Here is a 22,124-nt window from a genome sequence, read left to right on the forward strand (position 1 = left end):
AACCTGCGTGGGATTGCCTGTGTTTTTCGCTAATCTAGCATGATTTACCAAAAGTTCAAATAAATCATGTAGGTATAGCCATTAATTCACAAGTAAAATGAATTATCAATCCTAAGATTAGGCATTTATGCACTTATGCGCAGCCTGCTGTCATCTGCTATCATGTGCATCTATCAGTAACGACCGATATCCGACGTTCTTCAATCCTATGAGTGGCCTTTCTCCAGAGTCTCCTGTGCCTACCCTGATTCAGCTGCATCAAGGGTCGCGCCTGCTGGAAATTCATTTCGATAACCAGACTGAATGCATGCTGTCATGTGAGTTCCTGCGTGTTTACTCCCCTTCTGCCGAAGTGCGTGGTCATGGTGCAGGCCAGGAAGTACTGCAAACGGGTAAAGAGCAAATCAATATTACCGGTATTGAACCAGTTGGCCGCTACGCCATTAAACTGATATTTGACGATGGTCATGATACCGGCCTGTATTCATGGGACTATCTGTATTACCTGGCACAGCATTATGAAAGTCTGTGGCAGGACTACATCACCAAGCTGACCATGGCCGGCCATACGCGCAAGGACGCCTCATAGACATGCAACATAACACCGAGCAGGACAAAACCACTCACTTTGGCTTTGAAACAGTCGCCGAGCAGGACAAACAGAAAAAAGTCGGTGAAGTCTTCCATTCCGTGGCACAAAAATACAACATCATGAATGATGTGATGTCCGCCGGATTGCACCGCTTATGGAAACGTTTTGCGGTCGATGTCAGTGGTGTGGGCCAGGGCGACAAGGTACTGGACATTGCCGGTGGCAGCGGCGACTTGTCCAGGCTATTTGCCAGGAAGGTCGGTACGCAATCGGCACACAATCCTGGCCAGGTGATCCTGACCGATATCAATGCCTCCATGCTGGGTGTCGGTCGCGACCGCCTGATAGACGACGGGCTGAATATTCCTGCCGCTCAATGCAATGCCGAAACGCTGCCGTTTGCCGATGAAACCTTCGACTGCGTCATCGTGGCGTTCGGCTTGCGCAATATGACCCACAAAGACGCCGCCCTGCGCGAAATGCAACGGGTACTGAAGCCTGGCGGGCGGTTGCTGGTGCTGGAATTCTCCAAAGTCTGGCAGCCCCTGGAAAAGCTCTATGATGCCTACTCCTTCAAGCTGCTGCCCAAACTGGGCAAATGGATTGCCAACGACGAACCGAGTTACCGCTACCTGGCAGAAAGCATACGCATGCATCCTGACCAGGAAACCCTGAAGCAAATGATGTATGAAGCCGGTTTTGCCAAAGTGGACTACTATAACCTCACGGCAGGCGTGGTTGCGTTACACAAAGGCGTTAAAATCTAAGGTATGTTTAAACCCCTGATGCAATTTGTGCTGCAACACTTGATGCAGCAAAACCACTGGACAGCCCCCCTGCTGCAACCGTATGCCAACCAGACCATCCGCCTGGATTTCAAGGTTGCCCAGATCCCGCTGACGATTTTACAAAACGGTGAACTGGCTGTCGCAGCAGATTCTGCCAGTGCAGATGCCACCATCCATTTACCGCCCAGCCTCGTCATGCGCCTGCTGCGTAAAGATCCGCTGGCGTCCAACCTGGTTAAAATTGATGGGGATACGGCATTGGGCATTGAGGTAGGCAAAATCCTGTCCGCCATCCGCTGGGATGTGGAAGATGACCTGAGTAAAGTGGTTGGCGATATTGCCGCTTACCAAGTGGTGCAACTGGGCCAGCACAGACTCAAACGGCTACAGGATAATGCAAAAAACCTGGGGGAAATGCTGGTGGAATACTGGCAGGAAGAGCAGCCGCTGATCGCCAAAAAGTCCGGTATTGAACAATTCAACCAGGCTGTTGACCAGCTGCGCGAAGATACTGACCGCTTGCAACAACGGATGGAAAAACTACTGGCAGCCCATACATCCCCGGAAAGTCGATAAACATGCACTGGTTCCGTTTTTTTCATATTATCGGCGTCCTCCTCTGGTACCGGCTGGATATTTTCTTTGTGCGGGATGGGCAGTCCCGCCCGCTGAACCACCTGCTTAATGGGCTGCTTTTCTGGCGCAGTGCGCCGCAGCAACGCGCCATTCGCTTAAGGCTGGCGCTAGAAAAACTGGGACCTATTTTCATCAAGTTCGGGCAAATGCTGTCCACCCGGCGCGACCTGCTGCCACCTGACGTGGCCGATGAACTGACCAAACTGCAAGACCAGGTACCGCCGTTTGCGTTTGCCCAGGTCGAGCTGATTCTGGCTGAGGCCTTTAATTCGCCATTCAGTACAATCTATGCCGAATTTAACCCGCTACCGGTAGCCAGTGCCTCGGTGGCCCAGGTGCACTTTGCCACACTGCATACCGGTGAACAGGTCGCCGTGAAAGTCTTGCGGCCCGGCATTGCCGCCATCATACATCGTGACATCGCGTTGCTGCGTACACTGGCCTGGTGGGTGAAAACGTTTTCCAGAGAAGGCCGCCGGCTGAAACCGGATGAGATGATTGATGAATTCGCCCGCCACACCGAGCATGAACTGGACTTAACCCTGGAAGCTGCCCAATGTGCGCAACTGGGCCGTAACTTCAGCGACAAGCGCCTGCTGGTACCCAGCGTGTACTGGGACTACTCACGTAAGCAAGTGATGACCATGCAACGCATGTTTGGCACGCCGGTACGCCAGACAGCAAGCCTGAAAGCCGCGGGGATCAACCTCACAACACTGGCGCATGAAGGCGTGGAAATATTTTTTACCCAGGTGTTCCGTGATGGTTTTTTCCATGCCGACATGCATCCCGGCAATATCCAGGTAGTGACGGAAGGGCCGGACAAAGGCAAATTCATCGCACTGGATTTCGGCATCATGGGCAGCCTGTCGCCGACTGACCAATACTACCTGGCGCGCAACTTCCTGGCTTTCTTCAACCGTGATTACCGTGATGTCGCCGTGGCGCACATCGAGTCAGGCTGGGTCCCCGCAGAAACCAATGTGGAGGCGCTGGAGACAGCGGTACGCGCGATTTGCGAGCCTATTTTCGAAAAACCGCTCAAGGATATTTCATTTGGCCGCACCCTGCTCAGCCTGTTCCAGATGTCGCGCCGTTTTGGCGTCAACATCCAGCCACAACTGATCATGCTGCAAAAAACCCTGCTCAATATTGAGGGATTGGGGCGTGAACTGGACCCGAATATTGACTTGTGGCAAAGCGCCAAACCCTTTCTCAAGCGCTGGATGAGTGAACAGATCGGCTGGCGCAGCCTGTTCAAGTCCGCCAGGCACGAGTTGCCTTATATCCTGTCGCACGCAGCGGAAATGCCGCGTTTATTTGAGCAATATCTGCGCCATCGCAATGAAGCCAGCTTGCAGCAAAACCGTATTGATGCCATGCTGGCCACCCAGAAAAAACAGGCGCGTGCGCAGAAATGGCTGATTGCTGCGGTCATTCTGCTGGTGTTATTACAATCAGCTGGCCTGTGTTTACTCTTCTATAGTTGATGCTTCCTCGCCTGAGGGTATTAAAAAGCCTGAATTTCAGGCTTTTTTATTTTCAAAAACGAAGAAAGCCCCATGCTGCGCCAGGATTTGTTTTAAAATCGCCCTTTTGTCACGGCGTTAAAGGGAACAGACAGTGCTGATCTGGTTTGTGGTAGCGTATTTACTGGTATCCATCGCTATCGGCTTGCTGGCTGCAAGAAACGTTCATAACACCAAGGATTATGCCATTGCAGGTCGCCACCTGCCGCTGCCAGTCGTGATGGCAACGGTATTTGCCACCTGGTTTGGTGCCGAAGCCGTGTTTGGTGTTTCTGCCACCTTTGTACGCGAAGGCCTGACCGGCGTGGCGGCCGACCCGTTCGGCTCCAGCATGTGCCTGATCCTGGCCGGTATTTTCTTTTCCAGCCGCCTGTATAAACTCAATATCCTCACCCTGGGTGATTTCTACCGCATCCGCTATAACCGCAGTGTGGAAGTGCTGACCACGATTGCAATCGTGGTGTCTTACATGGGCTGGGTCGCGGCCCAGATCAAGGCGCTCGGATTGATTTTCAACCTGATCAGCGATGGCTATATCCCGGAACAGACCGGCATGATACTAGGTACGGCAATTGTACTCACTTACACCACGCTGGGCGGCATGCTATCGGTCGCGATTCTGGATTTTGTACAGATGATCGTGGTCATTGGCGGCCTGTTATATATCGCCACCCTGGTTTCCGGGCAAACCGGGGGCATCAGCCCTGTGATTGAGCATGCGCGCCATGCGGGCAAACTTAACTTCTTCCCGCAATCGGCCAACTGGAGCGTATGGCTGACCTTTCTTGGCGGCTGGCTGACCATGATGCTGGGATCAATTCCGCAACAGGATGTTTTCCAGCGCATCACTTCGGCCAGGACCGCCAATATCGCCCTATGGGGATCGTTGCTGGGAGCCAGCATTTATTTCTGCTTCACCTTTGTACCCATGTTTATTGCCTATGCGGCCACCCTGATAGACCCCGCCACCTTTGGTGCCCTGGTCGAAACGGATTCGCAACGCGTGTTGCCGACGCTGGTACTGACGCATACGCCCTTACTGGCGCAGGCTGTTTTCTTTGGCGCCGTGCTGTCGGCGATCATGAGTTGCTCCTCCGCAACGTTACTGGCCCCTTCCGTCACCTTTGCCGAAAACGTCATCAAAGGCTTTATGCCGAATATCAATGACCATGCTTTCCTGCGTATCATGCGTTTGTGCCTGGTCGGCTTTGCCGGTATCGTGCTGTTTTATGCCTTGCATTCAGATCTTTCCATTTTCGGCATGGTGGAAAGTGCCTATAAAATCACGCTGGCGGGCGCATTTGTACCCCTGGTTTTCGGGGCATTCTGGAAACAGGCGACTAGCCAGGGCGCACTGGCCGCGATTATTTTCGGCATTGGCAGCTGGATACTGATAGAAGTCATGGTCGGTGAAGCAGGTCTAATCCCGGCACAACTTTTAGGGTTATGTATCAGTACCGCTGCGATGGTCATCGGTTCTTTACTGCCACAAAAAATTGGCGGCTCGCCACCACCTCCGTATGGCTATATGCATGAACATGCCTCACGTAGCCATCCGCATTAGGCCATGGAATTTTAATCCGTTTCAAATGCTCAAATCAGGAACTACCCTTCAAAGCTGCGACTGTTCGGTTGAACAGAAAAACCAGCATTTGCGATAATTCAAGGATAGCTCCCTCACTCAAGATCGCTCTTATGGTTATCAACAAACGCTTCTATACCCTTCTACTCAGTGCTATTGTACTGGCCGGTTTGCTGGCCACCAGCCTGATTGGGTACTTTGGCGCCAAAGACTCCCTGAGCGAGCGCCTGCAGCAGGAAATGCTGCCGCTGACCAGCGATAACATCTATTCGGAAATTCAGCGTGACCTGTTACAACCGTTGCTGATTTCCTCTCTCATGGCGAACGATGTGTTTGTGTTCGACTGGGTCAATGACGGCGAAAAAGATGCCAGCAAAATGATCAGCTACCTCGGGCAGATCCAGAAAAAATATAACACCATCACGGCATTTTTCATCTCCGAAAACTCCAGGCTTTATTACCACCCGACCGGAGTACTGAAGAAAGTATCAGAATCCGGCCAGGAGGATCATTGGTATTTCGAGGCAAAGAACTCGCCTCACCCTTATACGATCAATATTGACCGCGATACCGCCGACCATAAACGGTTAAGCATCTTCGTCAATTATCGTATCGAAGACAAATCCGGCAAATTCATTGGCATCATCGGTGTTGGCCTGTCACTGCAAACCGTGGTGGAACTGATTGAGAACTACCAGAAACGCTATGGCCGTGAAATTTATTTTGTGAACCGCCAGGGCGACGTCATGCTGCAAAGCAGCCAGTACAGCCCCGAACTGCACCTGCAAAACAAAGACGGGCTGGACAAGGCATTCCTGCAAATCCTGACTTCCCCCAGCGCATCATTCTCATTCCGTGCCAAGAACGGGAGTACCTTATACATCAATAGCCGCCTGGTACCCGAATTTGACTGGTACCTGATTGTGGAACAGGTGAATGACCCAAGCTCGGCACGCATAGAAAGAGCCTTCATCATTAATATGGCCGTGGCGCTGGTGATCAGTATCATCGTGTTGCTACTGGCGCATCTCGCCCTACGCAATTACCACGGCAAACTGGAGACCATGGCCACCCAGGACAAACTCACCGGTGCTGCCAGCCGCCAGGTATTCGAGCTCTACTTCAAGCAAGCAGTTGCCCGTTGCGAGCGCCGGGGTGAAGCCCTGTCGCTGGTCCTGATGGATATTGATTTGTTCAAGCATATTAATGACACCTACGGCCACCAGGCCGGTGATCGCGTGCTGACGCGCATTGCCCAGCTCATCAAGTCACATATCCGTGCGGAAGATATCATCTGCCGCTGGGGTGGCGAAGAATTCCTGCTGCTATTAACAGGTTGCAACCTGGAAGACGCCAAGCATATTACCGAAACCATCCGTGCCGCCGTGGCAGGCCTGGAGTTTCACTTTAACAATGATGTCATCAAGATCACCATCAGTGCCGGACTGGCTGAGATGCAGCAGGGTGAGTCGCTCGCGCAAGTGGTGGAGCATGCCGACCATCGCCTCTACCAGGCCAAACATGCAGGCCGTAACTGCATCCGGCCGGATATTGCCACAGAGGTTTAACCACTGACGCTGAAAGACCTGGCCTTGCGTTTTATTTTGGCTGGCAAGAGGGGCAATAGAAGGTGGAGCGCTGCCCAAGCCGGATATTGAGGATGGGCTGGCCACAAATGTGGCACGCCTGGCCAGTACGGCCATAGACAAAATAAGTCTGCTGAAAATACCCGGGATTACCATCTGCACCAAAAAAGTCGCGCAGGCTGCTGCCGCCGGCTTCCAGTGCCGCATGCAATGTCGCCTTGATTTCCGCCACCAGACACTGGCATTGCTGCAAGGTCAATTGCCTGGCGGGTGTTTCCGGATGGATGCGGGCGCGGAACAGCGATTCACTGGCATAAATATTACCCACCCCGACCACCAGGTGTGCATCCATGATAGCAAGCTTGATTGCCGTATTGCGCGAGCGTAACTGTTGATGCAGATAATTCGCGTCAAAGGCATCCTCCAGCGGTTCCGGCCCCAGGCTGTTGAGCAAGGGATGTTGTAACGGCGCCTGATCCAGCCATAACACTGCACCAAAGCGCCGCGGGTCGCGCAGGCGGATCACCCGGCCATCTTCAAACGCGATATCGACATGATCATGCTTTTCGTGCGGGAAATAACGTTCGAGCAGACACAAGCGGCCAGACATGCCCAAATGCAGCAGTAATGTTCCTGTGCGGGTTGTATCACCGACTTCCATCAGGATGTATTTGGCGCGACGCGTCAGTTGCCGTACATGCTGTCCCTGCAAAAGTTGCGGCAATTCGGCCGGAATCGGCCAGCGCAAGCCGTGATGGCGGATGGTGACCTCGCGAATCTGTGCGCCTTGCACCGGCAGAAGACCCAGGCGCGTGACCTCAACCTCTGGTAATTCAGGCATGCTGTCGTGTGATTATTTCTGAATATTCACTGGCGGGTTCACCATGGTGAAGCCGACATCATTGGGGAAATGATAAATAATACCTTCGTCGGGGCGTGCCAGCAGATATTCAGGTGACTCCTGTATCTTGTCGAAATGTACCTTTTTGCCGTCACGCAGCAATACTTCAAAAGAAGGGTAACTTTGCTTGCGGTCCGGTGTATACACTTCCACCGAAGTCGCCTGCGCCTGCCTCCAGCTGAAATCCATCCACTCGTTCATATCATTTTGCGTCGGTTTGGCCTTCGCATCACTGACTGACCACTTGCCATCCGTTGCCAGCTGGACTTTCAGCGCATTCTCTTCCCACTGTTCCAGGTGTGCCAGATCGAACCCAGCCAGTTGCTTGCGCTCGTCCGGCGATAATGGCGCCTTGTCTATCATTTCAATCGGCTGTGTTGCCGCCGCTTCGCTATATTGACCTGGCAGCAAAAATACATTGCCGGCATAACCAATATACTGCTCTTCGGTCACCGGGTTATAAGTGCCAAACGTAAATACATGCTCGCCTTGCCGCCCGGACAAGGTGAGTCTCAGCACCGGCTGGTCCAGGCCGTATTTGGCGGCATCCTGCAACGGCAGCCTGGTCGCTGTGGTAGCCGCAATGATGGACAACGCACGCTGCACCGACATTTGGTCAGCCCGTGCCGAGTAAGGTTTGCGCATCATCCAGTAGCCATTCTGGCGCTCAAAAACAGTCGGGGCTTTCGTCGGGAATTCCACCTTGACCGACTCAAAATCCGCCATCTTGAGGGCAGATACTTCAAACCTGTCCGTTTCCGCTTTTTCCTGCGGCTTCAGGTGCAGGAATACTGAAATTCCCACCACGATTGCCAGCAGCAACAGGTTTAATATCCATCTTTTTTTCATTACAACCAACTCCGTCTGCGATACAACCTGAATAACCTGCTTCGCCCTTAGGCTTTACGACGTTTCCACCACAACAACAAGCCTGCGACAAACAAGCCCAGCGGCACCAGGTACTGGAAAGCATGGAAGACCATCCACGCGACCAGGCGACCCTGGTCAGTGGCCGGAATGGTCACGTTGATATCTTTCAGCGGCATGGGCTGGATAGTAATCAAGCGGTCATCGCCAGCCAGCCAGTTGATGATATTGATGCCCAGGTCCAGGTTACCACCATTGGTGATAAAGGTATTGGCCAGGAAGTTGGCATTGCCGATCACCACCACGCGCTGGCCTTTTTTACCGTACTGGCGCTCAAGCGCGACGCCGATATTGATCGGGCCGGCTTTATCCTTGCCCTGGTCAAAGCGTACTTTCAGGTTTTGTGCGCCTGCCGGGATACGGTCTGACTCCAGCCAGCCATTAGGGGCCACATCAATCAGGCGGCCGACTTTCCAGCCCAGCTCATCCGATGCCTGGCCATCCACTTCGTGTGCTTCCGGAAACACGGTGCGCAACATGAAGTTACGCGTAACAGGGTGATCGCCATACAGGCTGGCAAATGCCATTTTCGGGTCTGCGCCATACTGTTCGGCAGCGCGGTCCACCACCATACCAGGCGAAACCTTGATGCCCAGGTAATCTGCAACCTCTTGCAATCCATGCAGGTTGTCGTCATCCAGCAACCACAATACATTGCCGCCAGCTTCAATATAGGTCTTGATTTTTTTGGCTTCAACTGCGCTGACATCCACTTGCGGCGCCGCAATCACTAGCATGGCGCCGTTGGCAGGCACTGCTTGGGCGATGGTCAGGTCGGGATTGGCAAACTTGAAGCCCTTGCTTTCCAGCTGCTTGCCAAATTCCCCCAGGTCATGGTTTTTCATGCCCTGCAGCAAACGCTCGCCATGGCCATCCAGGTACATGACTGGCTGGTTATTGGTGCGCGACAGACGTACCAGCAGGTTGGTCATCTCCTGTTCGGCAAACGGTGGCGTGATGTGCTCGGTACGCTTGTTATACTCAACCACGGTTTCCCCATCCACTTTCACGCCGGCATCCTGCGCCAGCTTCGGCTCTTCGGACGGGTTAATGAAGTGGATGAAAATGTTTTTCTTCTCGCGCTGGTAACGGGCAACGAAATCCAGCATGCCCTTGCGGAACGTATCGCCGTTGTTGGCGTCATCCTTGGTGGCATAGACCGTGATATTGATATCGCCATCCATCTGCTTGAGCACGTTGACGCTGCCCTGGGTCAGGATATTGCGGTTGGCCTGCGTAATGTCCCTGGCCCAGCGGTACTGGCTGGAAAGGTAGCCCAGCATCACGATCAGTGCCAGGAACACCAGCGCAAACATCCAGTTCTGCGCCAGCAGTTGCAATCTTAACTTACGGTTGATTTTCATAATGCTTTCAAACTCAACAACAGTTCGCGCTTAACCGCGCAGACGATCAGCATCCAGACGACGAATAGTCAGCGTCAGGAAGGCAATAATAAATAATGCAAAATAGGCCAGGTCAGCAGTATCAATCAAGCCACCGCCAAAAGACTGGAAATGACGCATCAGCGAAAACTTGAGCACCGTGCTGGTCGGGTCACCGGCAAAAAAACGGTCCAGGATCATCAGGACAAACAGGGCGATAAAGCTCAGGATACCGGCAATGATAGGCTGCGATGTCAGGCTGGAAAAATACAGGCCCAGGGCAGCAAAGCTGGAGACCAGCAGCAGCAGGCCGAGCGAGTTGGCGAAGATATAACCGAAATCAATATCGGCCCAGATATTCAGGGTTGACAGCATGGCTGCGACATAGGCGACCAGGATGCTTAAAAACACCACCAGGCCGAGGAACTTGCCGATCACGATCTCACTGATAGAGAGCGGTGCGCTGAACAGAAACGGCATGGTCTGGCTGCGGCGCTCTTCGGAAATCAGGCGCATGGATAACAATGGCACCGCAAACAGCATGATAAATGAGGCCAGCCCATACACGGTTTGGCCGACAAACTGGGTCACGCCTACCCGTTCCGCCGGTCGGATCGCACCGGACATCACTTCAAAATAGTTATTCACGCCATTCAGGTAATAAGTGCCAAATGCAAACGTCAGCAACGCCAGGATAATCCATCCCATCGGCGAGGCGAACATGCTTTTCAGTTCTTTTCTTGCAATATTCAACATAGGGATACTTTCAGAATCAAGCTTACGCGGCTTGGGACATGGCAGGCGCAGATTCCTGGTAGGTTAACTGCACAAATACATCTTCCAGGCTGGTCTGGTCAGGCGCAATATGGTACAAGCCCCAGCCGTTTTGTACAGAGGCCTGCACAATCGCCTCGTGTGGCTGGCTGCCCTCGCTGAAGCGGATGCGCCACATATCATCTGCCGGCTCGACTTCAACCACGCCCTCAATCGCTGCCAGCTGTGCGGCTTCCGGCACCTGACGCAGGCCCACCAGCAGTTTGTTGCCGACACGCTGCTGCTTGAGCACATCGATACCGCCATTGAACACCAGCTTGCCTTTATCAATAATCTGTACATGGTCGCAGACCATTTCCACTTCCGGCAGGATATGGGTAGAGACAATCACGCTGTGCGCCTGGCCGATTTCCTTGATCAGGGCACGAATGTCGCGGATCTGGATAGGATCCAGGCCCACTGTGGGTTCATCCAGGATAACTACCATGGGATTATGGATGATGGCCTGGGCAATGCCGACGCGCTGCTGGTAACCATTGGACAGGTTCTCGATCAGGCGCTTGCTCATATGGGTTAAGCCGCAACGCTCTTTGGCGTGCTCGACCGCTTGCTTGATATTTTTACTTGCCACCTTGTGCAGGCGGGCTGCGATAGTAAGGTACTCATCCACCGTGAACTCTTTGTACAACGGGCGCATTTCCGGCAAATACCCAATCAGTGCCTTGGCCTCCTTGGGATTTTCGATCATATCAATCCCACAGATCCTGACGCTGCCGGCACTGGGGGCCAGATTACCGGTCAGCATCTTCATGGTGGTGGATTTACCTGCACCGTTAGGCCCCAGGAACCCCAGTACCTGCCCTTGCTGCAAACTGAACGTCACATCACTGACCGCAGCACGGCCACCGTAAAGACGTGTCAGTTCAATTGCTTCTACTGTCAAATTTGCCATGATTCTTTCACACACCAGACACCTAGAAAATTACCTTGCACAAACGGGTTTCCCCATCGCATCAAGCAAACTCCTAGACAAAGTTTTCATCAAAAAGTTATAGTGCTGTACACGGCGTTTTCACTGACCCCAAGGCCGGGATAGCCGTCAATTACAATTCAGTTACAAATTGCACATTATGGATGAACTTGCATTAACTGTCACGGACTAAACAAAAAATCTGGCAATCACTTTTGCCACGCCATGACCGCCAGCGCAACGCTCACCCCCAGACTCACTAACACAGGAATCCAGCATGCCTCAAACCAGCCGCTTCAAGCTCAACCCCACGCGATTGCACCGTTCGGCGCTCGCGCTCTGGCTGGCATTACTGGCAAGCCCTGCCTGGTCTGCCAGCAATACCACGACAACACAGACACCTACGGCCGAGTTTGTCTATAAATACCTGCTAGGGGAAGTCGCCGCCCAGCGTGGTGAATTCGTCCTGGCCAGCCAGCTGTTCCTTGACTTAGCCAAACAAACACATGACCCGCAACTGGCCGAACGCGCCACCCAGGCTGCCACCATTGCCCGGGTACCACAACTGGCGTTGCCATCGGCAGAGTTGTGGTCGGACCTGGTACCTGACTCCATCCCGGCCGCACAAGCCGCCAGCCAGTTGCTGATCGCCAATGGAGAGCTGAAAAAAGCGATGCCCAAGATCGAAAAAGTGCTGACAGATGAACATATCCGCCCCAATGCGTTTATGGAACTGAACAGCCTGATGATGCGCATCACCGATAAGAAAAGTGTGCTGCAAGCCATCCAGCAGCTGGCCAAGCCCTACCCGACCCTGGCCGAAGCCCACTTTGCCATCTCGCAAGCTGCTTATTTTGCGCATAATGAAGCACTGATGGAGAAAGAACTGAAGGAAACCTCCAGGCTGCGCCCGGACTGGGAAGCCCCGGCCCAGATCCACGGACAAATGCTGACAGAACGTGACCCGCAAAAAGGTATCGCGTTCTACCGTGAATTCTTAAAATCCCATCCGGATGCAGACCAGATCAGGCTGGCACTCGCACGCTCCCTGCTGGTGCAGAAAAATACGGCAGATGCCAAGGTGGAATTCACCACCCTGCTGGAAAAACACCAGGACAACCCTGAAATGAACGTGATTGTGGGGTTGCTGGCGCTGGACGCCAGAGAATATACGTTCGCCGACCGTTATCTGCAACATGCCCTGGATGTAGGCTTCAAGGAGCCCAACAAACTGTATTTCAACCTCGGACGCTCTGCCGCAGAGCAGCAGGATGATGCACGCGCCCTGCAATGGTTTGACAGGATAGGGGAAGGCGAGCAGTTCCTGGCGGGCAGGCTGGCCGCAGCGGCAATTATTGCACGCCGCGATGGCGTGGATGCCGCCATTACCATGCTGGACAATATCAACGGGCTATCAGATGACCAGCAGATACTCATTATCCAGAACCAGGCACTGATGCTCAACCAGGCGAAACGCGCGGAAGAAGCTTCTGCCCTGCTTGGAAAAGGACTGCAGGCATACCCTGACAGCCCGGATCTTTTATACGATTACGCGCTGAATGCCGAGCGCCTGGGCAAATTCCAGGTGATGGAAGATGCTTTAAGGAAGGTCATCAAGCTCAAACCGGATTTTGCCGCCGCTTACAACGCACTGGGATACTCTTATGCCGATCGCAATATCAACCTGACCGAGGCCAAAAGCCTGATTGAAATGGCCACCCGTTTATCACCGGAAGACCACTACATCATGGACAGCCTGGGTTGGGTCTACTATCGCTTAGGTGATATGCCACATGCCACCGAACAATTGCGCCGCGCCTATGCCATCCAGCAGGATCCTGAAATTGCCGCCCACCTGGCCGAAGTGCTATGGAAACAAGGCCAGCATGATGAAGCACAGAAAATTCTGGACCAGGCGCTGTCTGCCAACCCCGACAATGAAGTACTGGCCTCCACGGCACAGAAACTGAAGTCTTCGCTGTAATGGTCTGCTGGTTATTGCCGCCCTCCCCGGCCTGGCGCAAAAGGATCGCGGCCTGCCTGATGGCAAGTGTACTGGCGGCCTGTAGCTCGCTGCCAACACCACCGCTCAGTCAGACTGCCAGTCCGGTCGCGCAACAGCGCATGCAACGGCTAGCAGCAGTACAGCAATTTTCACTGGAAGCTAAGCTGGCCGTGCAATATAACGGCAAAGGCTATACCGCCAGACTGGAATGGCAGCATGATTCCGAACAAGACCACATGCGTATTTTCAGCCCACTGGGGCAACAGGTCGCCCTGATACACCGTACCGCCCAATCGGTCACCCTGACCGACCAGCGTGGACAGCAACACCAGGCCAACGATGTGGCCAGCCTCACTGAACGCCTGTTAGGCTGGCGCCTGCCGCTCACAGGGTTAAGCCAGTGGATATTAGGCATTCCACACCCTGCCAGCCCGTTCCAGGCCAGTTACCTGGACAGCGGCAATCCAGCCACACTCGTGCAGGATAACTGGCAGATAGACTACGAAAATTACCAGGCAGTGACGTTGAACGGCACAACCGAACAACTGCCGCATACCACCCGCCTGCAGCAACAGGATGTACGCCTGAAGCTGGTGATTCAACACTGGTAGCGGCCGCTGAACTGCCCTGGCTGCATGCACGGGAGGGTGGCAGTTTTCGCTAAAGATTCACCGGCAACGGTCGATAATGGCACATATGAGCCGTTATCTGTTTCCACTCCCCTGTCATCGCTTCTGGCTGGTTTCCAGCCTGCTGATGCTCACCTGCCTGCCGGCTGTGGATGGCCAGGCGGCACAATGGCTGTCGATCAAGAAAACAGATGCCAACCAGCTCATGATAGACAAACTGTCCCTGGTGGAAGAAAAGCCCTATACCAAAGCCTGGGTCAAAGTGGATTACCTCACGCCGCAAAAAAACGTGGAGTCGGTAGACCGCGTTTACAACCATGCCAAAGCGCTGTGGTATTTTGACTGCGCTAAACGTAAGGCCGCCACCATCCAGGTCTTCCAGTACGACCAGGACGAGCTGGTATATTCAGCCGGCACTTCCGTTAAACAGGCAGACTTCATAGAACCGCTGCCGGATTCCGAGGTGGAAATCACACAGCAATATGCCTGCAAGTGGCAAGCCAAGGAAAAGCAACGCGCCGAGGCCCTGGCACAACGTGCGAATAACCCGGTCATGCCTGCGGTCGCCAACGCCAAAGACAAACCGGCAGCGCCAGACAGCGTTGCCGAACCTCCAGTTGCGGCGGCAGACACCAAACCTGCAGATCCCAACACCGCCGTCGCAAAACCGTTGGCAACAACCACCGAGAAATCAGCCACAGCCAAAAATGACCCGGCAAACCAGGCTGCACCAGCACCTGGCCAGAAGAATGCGAAAGAAGACACGACAGGCAAGGGCAGGGAGAAATCCGCGAAACCTGATAAAGAAGACAAGTCCTGGGCCTACAGTGGCAACCGCGGCCCTGACAAATGGGGCAGCCTGAACCCGGAATTTGCCGCCTGCAATGCGGGCAGCCAGCAGTCGCCGATTAATATCGAAAATACCATCCCGGCCGCGCTAAAACCGCTCAAGCGCTTGCAGAAATTCCCGCTCAAGAACATTGCGCTGAAAGACCACAGCCTGATACTGGATGCCGGTACCGGTAATATGATGGTGCTGGACCAGAAACCTTACCAATTGAAATATATCAGCGTACATGCGCCTTCTGAACACCAGATCAAACAGAAATCCTATGCGGCAGAACTGCAAATGGTGCACGAGGACAAAACCGGTCACCGCGTGATCATTGCCGTGATGCTGGAAGAAGGTGCGGCCAATCCTGCACTGGACAAACTGCTGGGCAGCCTGCCCAGGGAAAAAGAACAGAGCAAGCCGCTGGTCATCCGCGTCACACCTAACGACCTGATGCCAGCCAAGCCAGCCTACTATCGCTATAGCGGCTCATTGACAGCGCCGCCCTGCACCGAGGGCGTGCAGTGGATTATCATGAAAGAAGCCCTGACAATATCCAGGGCCCAGTTATCCACCTTGCAACAAGCGATTGGTGAGCCGAACCAGCGCCCCATCCAGGATAGCCAGGGCCGCATGATTCTGGAATAACATGCGCCGGCAGGGCCGGCACATGCTTTACAATACCGGCATGGACGCTTCGCTATACTTCGCCCCGTGCAAACTCAACCTTTTCCTGCATATCACCGGTCGCCGTGCCGATGGTTACCATGCCCTGCAGAGTATTTTCCTGCTGCTGGATCATGGTGATGACCTGCACATCAGCCTTCGCAACGATGGTCGGATTATGCATAAAAACCCGTTAGCCGGTGTGCTCCCAGACCACGACCTGGCCATACGCGCAGCACGCGCCTTGCAAAGCGCCAGCGGTTGCCAGTTGGGGGCCGATATTCACTGCACCAAGCGCACGCCCATGGGTGGCGGCCTTGGTGGCGGCAGTTCAGACGCAGCCACAGTGCTGCTGGCCCTTAACCAGTTGTGGCAATTAAACTATTCACGCCAGCAACTGATGCAGATTGGCCTTTCATTAGGTGCCGATGTACCCGTGTTTATTTTTGGCCAGCCAGCGTGGGCGGAAGGTGTGGGCGAACAACTGTCTGCAGTATCCCTGCCAACAGAGATGCTGGAAAAGTACTATGTCGTCGTCACGCCGCATGTACAGGTGCCTACGGCGGAAATATTTGCGCATCAGGCATTGACAAGAGATACGAAACCATTGAGAATAGCGGACTTTTCAAACGGCGCTAATTCCAGCGCGTTCTGGCAGAATGCCAGGAACGATATGGAAGCGGTCGTTTGTGCACTCTATCCTGAAGTTGCCAATACTTTAGCCTGGTTGAAACAATACGGCGATGCCCGTATGAGCGGTTCCGGTGCTTCAGTGTTTGTCGCGGTAGACAGTGCAGAAAAAGCTGATGAATTAATTGCGCAGCGGCCAGAAAACACTTCTGGTTTTTGGGCAAAAGGGTTAAAATACCATCCGCTTTTTGCCCTGGCAAACGATGAAATCGTTGCAGGTTAAAGCAAAGGTAAGACAAGGTTTTTGGGGAGTCGCCAAGCTGGTTAAGGCACCGGATTTTGATTCCGGCATGCGAAGGTTCGAATCCTTCCTCCTCAGCCAAACAATAAGCGTGTAGATTTAACAATTTACACGCTTAAATTTTTTATAGGTGCCGGCCGATGCCGGCACCCGGGTTTCAAGACATCGTTTTCGCTGAAAAGGGTACAACGTTGAGTAACGCCAACATGATGGTTTTTACCGGCAATGCCAATCCGGTACTGGCGCAGGAAGTCGCCACGCATTTAGGCATTGAATTGGGGCGCGCCGATGTAGGCCGCTTTTCGGATGGTGAGATCATGCTGGAGCTGCTGGAAAATGTGCGCGGCCGTGACGTGTTTGTGCTGCAATCCACCAGCTATCCGACCAACGACAGCCTGATGGAAGTCATGGTGATGGTTGATGCCCTGCGTCGCTCATCTGCAGGCCGTATCACCGCCGCCATTCCATACCTTGGTTACTCACGCCAGGACAGGCGGCCACGCTCTGCCCGTGTTGCGATTACCGCCAAAGTAGTGGCCAACATGCTGACCAGCATCGGCGTAAACCGTTTGCTGACCATGGATTTGCACTCCGACCAGATTCAGGGCTTCTTTGATATCCCGGTTGATAACATCTATGCAACGCCGATTTTGCTGGACGACCTGGTCAAGCAGAAGCATGAAAACCTGGTGGTGGTTTCACCGGATGTCGGTGGTGTAGTGCGTGCCCGTGCTGCGGCAAAACAGTTAAATGCGGACCTGGCGATTATCGACAAGCGTCGCCCGAAAGCCAATGTGGCCAAGGTCATGAACATTATCGGTGAAGTGGAAGGTCGTACCTGTGTCATCATGGATGACATGGTCGATACCGCCAATACCTTGTGCGAAGCTGCTATTGCCCTGAAAAATCAAGGGGCCACCAAAGTCGTCGCCTATGCCACGCATCCGGTACTATCCGGCGGTGCAGGCGGACGTATTATGACTTCCGCACTGGATGAGCTGGTCGTGACCAACACAATCGCATTGAACGCTGAAGCACAGGCATGCAGCAAAATACGCCAATTGAGCGCAGCACCATTGCTGGCAGAGACCATTAAACGTATCAGCCAGGAAGAATCCGTTTCTTCCCTGTTCGTATATTAACAAGATCAGGTTTTACGCCACCTGCTGGTCGCGGCAGGTGGATTTTAGTGCAGTACCGCCAATTATGGCGTTTTTAGGAGCCTCAACATGAGTATCGAAATTAAAGCCGTCAAACGTGACGTTAAAGGTACGGGTGCGAGCCGCCGCCTGCGTCGCGCTGGCAACGTGCCTGGTGTTATCTACGGTGGTGAGCAACCAGCCGTATCCATCGAACTGGACCACAAGGAATTGTTCATGCAATTCCGCCACGAAGCGTTCCACGCTTCCATCCTGAGCCTGGTGCTGGATGGCAAAGCGGAAAGTGTTTTGCTGCGTGACTACCAGTTGCACCCAGTACGCAACACTATCCAGCACATCGACTTCCAGCGTGTGTCTGCCACAGAAAAAATCCACGTAAAAGTGCCATTCCACTTCACAAATGAAGAAGCTGCACCTGGCGTTAAACTGGGTGGCGGTAATATCTCCCACATCCAGACCGAAGCGGATATCAGCTGCCTGGCAAAAGACCTGCCAGAATTTATCGAAGTGGACCTGGGCAACCTGGAAGTCGGCCACTCTATCCACCTGTCCGAAATCAAACTGCCAAAAGGCATTGAGTTCGTACAATTGGCACACGGTGATGACACAGCAGTTGCAACCATCCTGAAACCACGTGGTGGCGAAGCAGCAGCAACAGAAGCAGAAGAAACTCCAGCCGCCGAATAATCGGCTGTTGCAGCAAAAACCGCTACAATAAACGCGCACAACTATGTGCGCGTTTTTTATTAGGCGCGCATTTTTTTAACCATAAAGAAAATGTCATGAACGGGATTAAATTAATTGCAGGCCTGGGCAATCCGGGTGAAAAATATGAAATGACCCGCCATAATGCCGGGTTCTGGTTTATTGATTTACTGGCACAGCAATCCGGCAGCCGCCTGTCTGCCGAATCTAAGCTGTTTGGTATCGCAGGCAAATGGCAACCACACAGTGATAAATGGCTGCTCAAACCCACCACCTTTATGAATGCCAGCGGCAAATCCGTTGCAGCGATTGCCAACTACTACAAGATCACGCCAGCGGAAATACTGGTCGTGCACGATGAGCTGGATTTGCCGGCCGGCCAGGCCAAATTGAAATTTGGCGGCGGCCATGGCGGCCATAATGGCCTGCGTGATATTCATGCTGCGCTGGGCACGCCGGATTACTGGCGCTTGCGCATCGGTATCGGCCATCCCGGCAATAAGGCGGAAGTGGTGAATTATGTGTTGAAAGCCGCCGGCAAAGATGAACAGCAAGCGATGGATGACAGCATCATCAAAGCCACCAGTGTGACGGACTTGCTGGCATGCGGCGACTTCGAAAAAGCCATGCTGCAGTTACACAGCAAGTAAATTCTTCACGCCATCAGCGTGATAATACCATGTGCTCTTGCTGCCACGCTTGCATCCAGGTCATCAATGCATCAGGACGCAAGGGGCGCGAAAAATAATACCCCTGGCCAAAATCACACCCCATCTCGCGCAAGAGTTTCAGCTGGCGCTGGTTTTCTATCCCTTCCGCCACCACCTGCATGCCCAGGCTGTGCGCCATCATGATAATGGCACGACACAAGGCCTCATCCTGGTTAGAAGTCCCCAGTTCACGCACAAACGAACGGTCAATCTTGACATAATCAATGTCAAATTTTTTCAGGTAGGACAAAGCAGAGTAACCGGTACCAAAATCATCCAGTGCCACCTGCACGCCTGCCTGACCGTATTGCGCCAGGCGTTCACTGACCTGGGAGTTGGCATCCAGCAACAAGCGTTCGGTGATCTCTACGACAACCATGCTGCCATCGCTGCCACTATCCAGCATCTGTTTCACCCAGTCGTAATGCCGCTTATGCTCGATGGCAAATTGTACGGGAGACTTGTTAATAGCTACCTGGAATTTGGCATCCAGGGATTCGCGCCATTGCCGGCACTGTTCAATCGCTGTCTTGAACACCCATTCCCCAATCGGCACAATCAGTAATGTGTCTTCGGCAAGGCCGATAAATTCCATCGGCGGAATCATGCCCCTGACCGGATGCTGCCAGCGGATTAAGGCTTCCGCCTTATGCACTGCATTGGTTTGCAGGTTCACAACCGGCTGGTATTCCAGGTAAAACTGCTGGCCATTAATCGCGACTCGCAAATCATGCGACAGCTGCATGCGGAGTTCAGCGTGCTCCTGCATGCGCGGCGTGAAGTAAGTAAAGCAGTTGCCGCCTTTTTGCTTGGAAGCATACATGGCCTGATCCACATGCTTCATCAGGTCATCCTTATTAGCGGCATCATCCGGAAAAATGGCAATTCCCAGGCTGGCGGACACATAGGCATGGGTATGTTCCAGCTTGAATGATTCCGCCAAACGGCCGAGCACTTTCTGGGCAATATCTTCCACATAATTGGCATGCGCATCGCTCAGCATCAACACAAACTCGTCACCTCCCAGCCGCGCCACCACCCCGCTCTCGTCGATACACTCCGTTAACCGCTGGCCTGCCTGCTGCAGCAGGCGGTCACCCTGGTCATGCCCTTGCGAGTCATTCACTTCTTTAAAGCGGTCCAGATCGAGAAAAATAATGGCGACTTTGTGGCTGTTGCGCCTCACCATGCGCAACTCCCGATCCAGCCGGTCAAAAAACAGGCGGCGGTTAGGCAAGCCGGTCAAGGTATCCACATTGGCGTATTGCCAGATCACCTCTTCCGATTGCTTGATTTTACTGATATCCGCCAGGGTACCCAGCACGCGCAGGGGCTTGCCTTGCGCATCGCGCTTGAACACCATGCCGCGGTCAAATACCCATTTCCAGCTGCCATCCTTGCACGCCATGCGGTACTCCATTGCATAGTGGTCGCGCCCACCATCCAGCACCTGTTGCAGCACGGCCATCGCTGCCGGGCGATCATCAGGATGGATACGGTCATGCCAGCTGTCGGGCACATCATCCACCTCCTGCGGCAAAAGGCCGAACATGCTTTTCCAGCGATCAGAATAAACAATGCGGGACTCCGGCACATACCAGTCCCACAGGCCGTCCCCTGTACTTTCCAGCGCCAGCATCCAGCGCTGCTCGTTACTGCTGACCTCCTGGCTAAACTTCTCCAGCGCCAGCTGCGTATGGCTACGCATCATGGCAAAGTAGGCGATCCCGCCCAACAGCGCGCTGAGGAGTACGCCCCAGACGCCTACCCGATTTGCCTGGCCATAGTCGATTGCCGCTTCAAACGCCGGGGTAGAGCGGGCGCTCAGCAGCCATGTCTGGCCACTGACATTCACGGTATGATTCATCGTGTAACGTGCCTGCAGGTCATGCAAATGCGATTCGGCCTCGCTGTGATACAACGGCACCTGCCCCTGTTCGGCTATCTTGTCGAATACATCAAAATGCAATTGCCGCTGCTCCTGGGAGCGCAGTGCCGCGTGCAAGAAACTGGCCACATCGAAACGTAAAAACACCCAGCCATTCAACAGCTGCCGCTGGCCCTGCGGCAAGCTGTCCAGCGCCTTCCTGTCATAAACCGGCACATGCAGCACATAGTGTTTATGTAGCGGTGCAATCTCTTCCACCATGGAATGCCTGGACATCACCAACCGGTCACCATCACGCGCGGCCAGCAAATCAGTTCGCAGCTGCGCATGGCTGAATGTGTTCTTCAGCAAGATTTCGTTATTGGTATCGTTGCGGGGCTCTACATATAAAACGGGGGCGACTTCGTTATCGTCGGGGCCATACTCCACGTGTTTTAACAATTGCTGGATGGGAATATCCAGATCTGCGAATGTTTCCGGCTTGAGCAAGTGGATATATTTGATAAAGCCGATGGCACTTAAACTGTCGTCCTGGGAGCGCTCAATAAAGTCTTCGACATATAACCTGAACTCATCCATCGAGACATGTTCGGAAGAAGTATAGAGTTGCTCAACCCCTTTCAGTATCTGGCGATAGGCATCCACCTGGTGCTGGATTTCCTCGACCCCCATCACTACGGACTGGTTGAACAGGATAGATTGCAACTCTTCTGCATGATGACGCTCGCTCATCCACAGCAACAACGTGGTCAGTAACGCACCTGCAACGATCATGCCGACAATCCAGCGTGACATTAATAACTGACGCAATGCTGCCATATCGAAACGAAACATTTCTTATCCTTAGTCAGGAAGGTGCATGACGGATCATTATGCCTTTATTGGCATAGTTTTGTATATCATCTTAATAAAACCGCTGGCACCCGTTTGC

General features: G+C 53.4%; 19 protein-coding genes and 1 tRNA gene. 14 read left to right on the forward strand and 6 right to left on the reverse strand.

The genetic code is table 11. The annotated features are described in order from the left end of the window. Positions 1-208 precede the first annotated feature (208 nt). The 6 genes from BLP53_RS03325 (at position 209) to BLP53_RS03350 (ending at position 6,695) form a co-directional block, all read left to right on the forward strand. Positions 209-589, forward strand: a complete 381-nt coding sequence (locus BLP53_RS03325; RefSeq protein WP_091469875.1) for a gamma-butyrobetaine hydroxylase family protein — start codon at positions 209-211, stop codon at positions 587-589. Between the two features lie 2 nt (positions 590-591). Further along, positions 592-1,359, forward strand: a complete 768-nt coding sequence (ubiE, locus tag BLP53_RS03330; RefSeq protein ID WP_091469879.1) for a bifunctional demethylmenaquinone methyltransferase/2-methoxy-6-polyprenyl-1,4-benzoquinol methylase UbiE — start codon at positions 592-594, stop codon at positions 1,357-1,359. A 3-nt stretch (positions 1,360-1,362) separates the two neighbouring features. Further along, positions 1,363-1,956, forward strand: coding sequence for a ubiquinone biosynthesis accessory factor UbiJ (locus BLP53_RS03335; RefSeq protein ID WP_091469882.1), 594 nt, complete (start codon positions 1,363-1,365; stop codon positions 1,954-1,956). Between the two features lie 2 nt (positions 1,957-1,958). Next, a complete protein-coding gene (gene ubiB, locus BLP53_RS03340) occupies positions 1,959-3,506 on the forward strand; it encodes a ubiquinone biosynthesis regulatory protein kinase UbiB (RefSeq protein ID WP_091469886.1) in 1,548 nt (515 codons plus the stop codon). Positions 3,507-3,639: 133 nt separating this feature from the next. After that, a complete protein-coding gene (locus tag BLP53_RS03345; protein ID WP_091469891.1) occupies positions 3,640-5,109 on the forward strand; it encodes a high affinity choline transporter 1 in 1,470 nt (489 codons plus the stop codon). A gap of 131 nt (positions 5,110-5,240) precedes the next feature. After that, on the forward strand, positions 5,241-6,695 hold the full coding sequence (locus tag BLP53_RS03350) for a sensor domain-containing diguanylate cyclase (RefSeq protein WP_091469894.1): 1,455 nt from the start codon (positions 5,241-5,243) through the stop codon (positions 6,693-6,695). 31 nt (positions 6,696-6,726) lie between these two features. Here the strand turns inward: BLP53_RS03350 and mutM are convergent, their stop codons facing one another. From mutM to BLP53_RS03375, 5 genes are read right to left on the reverse strand one after another with little or no spacing between them, the layout of a single operon-like run. After that, positions 6,727-7,554 carry a bifunctional DNA-formamidopyrimidine glycosylase/DNA-(apurinic or apyrimidinic site) lyase gene (gene mutM / locus BLP53_RS03355; protein WP_091469897.1) on the reverse strand — a complete coding sequence of 276 codons (828 nt, stop codon included), beginning with the start codon at positions 7,552-7,554 and terminating at the stop codon, positions 6,727-6,729. Positions 7,555-7,566: 12 nt separating this feature from the next. Further along, positions 7,567-8,463, reverse strand: coding sequence for a DUF4340 domain-containing protein (locus BLP53_RS03360; protein ID WP_091469901.1), 897 nt, complete (start codon positions 8,461-8,463; stop codon positions 7,567-7,569). A gap of 47 nt (positions 8,464-8,510) precedes the next feature. Next, the gene (locus BLP53_RS03365) at positions 8,511-9,905 is read right to left on the reverse strand and encodes a GldG family protein (RefSeq protein ID WP_091469904.1); all 1,395 of its coding nucleotides are present in this window, start codon (positions 9,903-9,905) and stop codon (positions 8,511-8,513) included. A gap of 30 nt (positions 9,906-9,935) precedes the next feature. Then, the gene (locus tag BLP53_RS03370; protein ID WP_091469908.1) at positions 9,936-10,679 is read right to left on the reverse strand and encodes an ABC transporter permease; all 744 of its coding nucleotides are present in this window, start codon (positions 10,677-10,679) and stop codon (positions 9,936-9,938) included. A 22-nt stretch (positions 10,680-10,701) separates the two neighbouring features. Further along, positions 10,702-11,649, reverse strand: coding sequence for an ABC transporter ATP-binding protein (locus tag BLP53_RS03375; RefSeq protein WP_091469914.1), 948 nt, complete (start codon positions 11,647-11,649; stop codon positions 10,702-10,704). 295 nt (positions 11,650-11,944) lie between these two features. On the opposite strand from BLP53_RS03375, the gene BLP53_RS03380 reads away from it, so the two are divergent. From BLP53_RS03380 to pth, 8 genes are all read left to right on the forward strand, one after another. Then, entirely contained in the window at positions 11,945-13,651 is a 1,707-nt protein-coding gene (locus BLP53_RS03380; protein WP_091469916.1) for a tetratricopeptide repeat protein, read from the forward strand. Next, complete coding sequence (gene lolB / locus BLP53_RS03385; protein WP_091469919.1) at positions 13,651-14,283, forward strand: lipoprotein insertase outer membrane protein LolB; 633 nt, start codon at positions 13,651-13,653, stop codon at positions 14,281-14,283. The genes BLP53_RS03380 and lolB overlap by 1 nt, the downstream gene beginning before the upstream one ends. 76 nt (positions 14,284-14,359) lie before the next feature. Continuing rightward, entirely contained in the window at positions 14,360-15,781 is a 1,422-nt protein-coding gene (locus BLP53_RS03390) for a carbonic anhydrase family protein (protein WP_245652600.1), read from the forward strand. 22 nt (positions 15,782-15,803) lie between these two features. Further along, the gene (gene ispE / locus BLP53_RS03395; protein WP_245652602.1) at positions 15,804-16,712 is read left to right on the forward strand and encodes a 4-(cytidine 5'-diphospho)-2-C-methyl-D-erythritol kinase; all 909 of its coding nucleotides are present in this window, start codon (positions 15,804-15,806) and stop codon (positions 16,710-16,712) included. Positions 16,713-16,734: 22 nt separating this feature from the next. Continuing rightward, a tRNA-Gln gene (locus BLP53_RS03400) sits at positions 16,735-16,811 on the forward strand. A 125-nt stretch (positions 16,812-16,936) separates the two neighbouring features. Further along, positions 16,937-17,872: a ribose-phosphate pyrophosphokinase gene (locus BLP53_RS03405; RefSeq protein ID WP_091469926.1), complete on the forward strand. Its 936-nt coding sequence runs from the start codon at positions 16,937-16,939 to the stop codon at positions 17,870-17,872. 87 nt (positions 17,873-17,959) lie between these two features. Continuing rightward, entirely contained in the window at positions 17,960-18,577 is a 618-nt protein-coding gene (locus BLP53_RS03410; protein ID WP_091469929.1) for a 50S ribosomal protein L25/general stress protein Ctc, read from the forward strand. Between the two features lie 95 nt (positions 18,578-18,672). Beyond that, on the forward strand, positions 18,673-19,245 hold the full coding sequence (gene pth / locus BLP53_RS03415) for an aminoacyl-tRNA hydrolase (protein ID WP_091469933.1): 573 nt from the start codon (positions 18,673-18,675) through the stop codon (positions 19,243-19,245). A gap of 13 nt (positions 19,246-19,258) precedes the next feature. On the opposite strand, the gene BLP53_RS03420 is transcribed toward pth, so the two are convergent. Next, positions 19,259-22,027 carry a bifunctional diguanylate cyclase/phosphodiesterase gene (locus BLP53_RS03420; RefSeq protein WP_091469936.1) on the reverse strand — a complete coding sequence of 923 codons (2,769 nt, stop codon included), beginning with the start codon at positions 22,025-22,027 and terminating at the stop codon, positions 19,259-19,261. Between the last annotated feature and the right edge of the window lie 97 nt (positions 22,028-22,124).

Origin of the sequence: Methylophilus rhizosphaerae, assembly GCF_900100975.1 — a bacterium.
In the GTDB taxonomy this organism is placed as follows: domain Bacteria; phylum Pseudomonadota; class Gammaproteobacteria; order Burkholderiales; family Methylophilaceae; genus Methylophilus; species Methylophilus rhizosphaerae.

Coding starts and splice junctions, on each gene's coding strand:
- BLP53_RS03325 (WP_091469875.1), top strand. CDS start 209: ATGAGTGGCCTTTCTCCAGAGTCTCCTGTGCCTACCCTGATTCAGCTG.
- ubiE (WP_091469879.1), top strand. CDS start 592: ATGCAACATAACACCGAGCAGGACAAAACCACTCACTTTGGCTTTGAA.
- BLP53_RS03335 (WP_091469882.1), top strand. CDS start 1,363: ATGTTTAAACCCCTGATGCAATTTGTGCTGCAACACTTGATGCAGCAA.
- ubiB (WP_091469886.1), top strand. CDS start 1,959: ATGCACTGGTTCCGTTTTTTTCATATTATCGGCGTCCTCCTCTGGTAC.
- BLP53_RS03350 (WP_091469894.1), top strand. CDS start 5,241: ATGGTTATCAACAAACGCTTCTATACCCTTCTACTCAGTGCTATTGTA.
- mutM (WP_091469897.1), bottom strand. CDS start 7,554: ATGCCTGAATTACCAGAGGTTGAGGTCACGCGCCTGGGTCTTCTGCCG.
- BLP53_RS03360 (WP_091469901.1), bottom strand. CDS start 8,463: ATGAAAAAAAGATGGATATTAAACCTGTTGCTGCTGGCAATCGTGGTG.
- BLP53_RS03365 (WP_091469904.1), bottom strand. CDS start 9,905: ATGAAAATCAACCGTAAGTTAAGATTGCAACTGCTGGCGCAGAACTGG.
- BLP53_RS03370 (WP_091469908.1), bottom strand. CDS start 10,679: ATGTTGAATATTGCAAGAAAAGAACTGAAAAGCATGTTCGCCTCGCCG.
- BLP53_RS03375 (WP_091469914.1), bottom strand. CDS start 11,649: ATGGCAAATTTGACAGTAGAAGCAATTGAACTGACACGTCTTTACGGT.
- BLP53_RS03380 (WP_091469916.1), top strand. CDS start 11,945: ATGCCTCAAACCAGCCGCTTCAAGCTCAACCCCACGCGATTGCACCGT.
- lolB (WP_091469919.1), top strand. CDS start 13,651: ATGGTCTGCTGGTTATTGCCGCCCTCCCCGGCCTGGCGCAAAAGGATC.
- BLP53_RS03390 (WP_245652600.1), top strand. CDS start 14,360: ATGGCACATATGAGCCGTTATCTGTTTCCACTCCCCTGTCATCGCTTC.
- ispE (WP_245652602.1), top strand. CDS start 15,804: ATGCTTTACAATACCGGCATGGACGCTTCGCTATACTTCGCCCCGTGC.
- BLP53_RS03405 (WP_091469926.1), top strand. CDS start 16,937: ATGATGGTTTTTACCGGCAATGCCAATCCGGTACTGGCGCAGGAAGTC.
- BLP53_RS03410 (WP_091469929.1), top strand. CDS start 17,960: ATGAGTATCGAAATTAAAGCCGTCAAACGTGACGTTAAAGGTACGGGT.
- pth (WP_091469933.1), top strand. CDS start 18,673: ATGAACGGGATTAAATTAATTGCAGGCCTGGGCAATCCGGGTGAAAAA.
- BLP53_RS03420 (WP_091469936.1), bottom strand. CDS start 22,027: ATGTTTCGTTTCGATATGGCAGCATTGCGTCAGTTATTAATGTCACGC.